2 protein-coding genes are annotated in these 2155 nt (G+C 70.5%); one reads left to right on the top strand and one right to left on the bottom strand.

Annotated elements, in window-relative coordinates; genetic code table 11:
- Nucleotides 1-581: TetR/AcrR family transcriptional regulator (locus G6027_RS01280; protein WP_182634689.1), on the bottom strand; the 581-nt coding region annotated here is incomplete at its 3' end.
- 113 nt (nucleotides 582-694) lie between these two features.
- Between G6027_RS01280 and G6027_RS01275 the strand changes: the two genes are divergently transcribed.
- Nucleotides 695-2155 (top strand): MFS transporter (locus tag G6027_RS01275; RefSeq protein ID WP_187702488.1); only part of this gene is annotated, 1461 nt, incomplete at its 3' end.

Below are 2155 nucleotides of genomic sequence, written 5' to 3'. Positions count from 1 at the left end.
TCCCCTGCCAGTCGGCTGCGCAGGAAGTCGTCGACGAGCAGCTCGATGTCCGCGGCGGTGAACGGTCGCAGTCCGATCATCCGCGCGAGGACCACCGGCCCGGCGAGCTGGGCCACCGCCAGATCTCGGTCCCCGGGGATCAGCGTGCCGTCGGACTCGGCGGCGGACAGGACCGCGTGCAGGGGTGCGGCGTAGGAGTCCACGACGCCGCGGCGCAGCTCGCCCACCTCGTCGTCGTTCCCGGCGCCCCGGCCCATCGCCAGCCACCCCCACATCGACTGCTGCATGGGCGCGTCCTGGAGCAGGCGCGCCATGGTCGTGCACAGCTCCAGAAGCTGCTCGCGCACCGGGGCGTCACTCGGTGGTGGCTCCGGAGTCGGAAGCAGGCGCCGGAACGCCGCGGCGATCAGGGAGTCGGTGGAGGGGAAGTTGCGGTACAGCGTGGTCCGGGCGACACCGGACACGCGGGTGACCGCGTCCACCGTCACCGCCGCGGCGCCACCTGACAGGAGCAGATCCACCGCGGCGTCCAGGAGTTTGCCCCGCGAGCGTGCGCGGCGCGGATCGGTCGGAGACTGCATGGGTCCATTGTGACGGGCCCGAGTGGGATACGGTGTGGTGACCCAACCGATACCGGCGGTATCGTTTCTTTAGACGCCGCCACCTCCGACCTCAGGGAGCCCACGTGCTGGACATGACCGCCGGACGGCGCCGCTGGCTGCTGTTCGTCAACATCGTGGCGGTGTCGCTCGTCGTCGCCACGATGTCCGCGCTGTACACCTCCCTGCCGGACATCGCCGTGGCCACCGGGGCCACCCAGGCCCAGCTCACCTGGATCGTCGACTCCTACACCCTGGCCCTCGCCGCGCTCGTGCTCACCGCCGGCGCCCTGGGCGACCGCTTCGGCCGCCGGGCCACCCTCATCGTGGGGCTGGCCCTGTTCACCGTGTCCTCGGCCCTGCCGATCTGGCTGGACTCGCCACTGTGGGTGATCATCCTGCGTGCGGTGGCCGGAGTGGGCGCGGCGTTCGTCATGCCCTCCACACTCTCGCTGCTCACCGCCAGTTTCCCGTCGGAACGCCGCGGCTCCGCAGTGGGCATGTGGGCCGGGTTCGCGGGCATCGGCGGGATCGTCGGCCTGCTCAGCTCGGGGGTCATGCTGGAGGTGTGGTCGTGGAAAGCGATCTTCGTGGTCTACTCCGGCATCGGTCTGCTGGTGCTCCTGGCCGCCCTCACGATCGGTGAATCCGTGGCCTCCCGGCACGGTCGGCCGGACGTGTTGGGGTCCGTGTTCTCGGCGCTGGCGGTCGGTGGCGTCGTCTTTGGCCTCATCGAGGGTGCACACACGAGTTTCTCCGAACCCCTCGTCGTCGTCATCCTCATCGTGGCCGCGGTGAGCCTGCTGGCCTTCGTCCTGGTCGAACTCCGTGCCACCGACCCCCTCCTCGACGTGCGGTACTTCCGCCGGCGGGGCTTCGCCACGGGTTCCATCTCCGTCGGGATGCAGTTCCTCACGATCTTCGGGTTCTTCCTGCTGATCGTGCAGTACCTGCAGTTGGTCAAGGGATACGACCCGATCGCCGCCTCCCTGGCGTTGGCACCGATGGCGCTGCCGGTTCTGGTGTTCTCGCTCATCTCGCCCCGCATCACCGCCGTGGTCGGGCTGCGGGTCGTCTCCGTGGTGGGCGTCGGCGCGATCGCGGCCGGGATGATCCTGCTCTCCCGGCTGGGCGTCGACTCCTCCTATTGGGACATCATGTGGCCGATGCTCGCGGCGGGCGTGGGTCTGGGGCTCTCGACGGCACCGGCGACCTCGGCGATCGTCTCCGACATCTCCGCCGACGAGCAGGGGGTGGCCGCCGCCGTCAACGATGCGATGCGCGAGGTGGGCGCCGCGATCGGCATCGCGCTCTCGGGCAGCATCCTGGCCGGCCGCTACGCCACCGGGATCGTCGACGTCCTGCCCGGCGTGCCCGAGTCCGGAAGACAGGCGGTGGAGAGCTCCTTCGCGGGCGCGGTCGAGTTTGTCGCCGTGGCCGGGCCGGCGCTCCAGGGGATAGTCGATGCCGCCGCCGACGTCTTCGTGACCGGGATCTCCGACGCCCTGCTCGCGCTGGGGCTGGTCGCGGCGGTCGCGGCGGTGGTGCTGCTGTTC

This window comes from Dietzia sp. SLG310A2-38A2 (assembly GCF_014145095.1).
Taxonomy (GTDB): Bacteria; Actinomycetota; Actinomycetes; order Mycobacteriales; family Mycobacteriaceae; genus Dietzia.
This window is presented reverse-complemented; position numbering and strand designations above follow the sequence as displayed.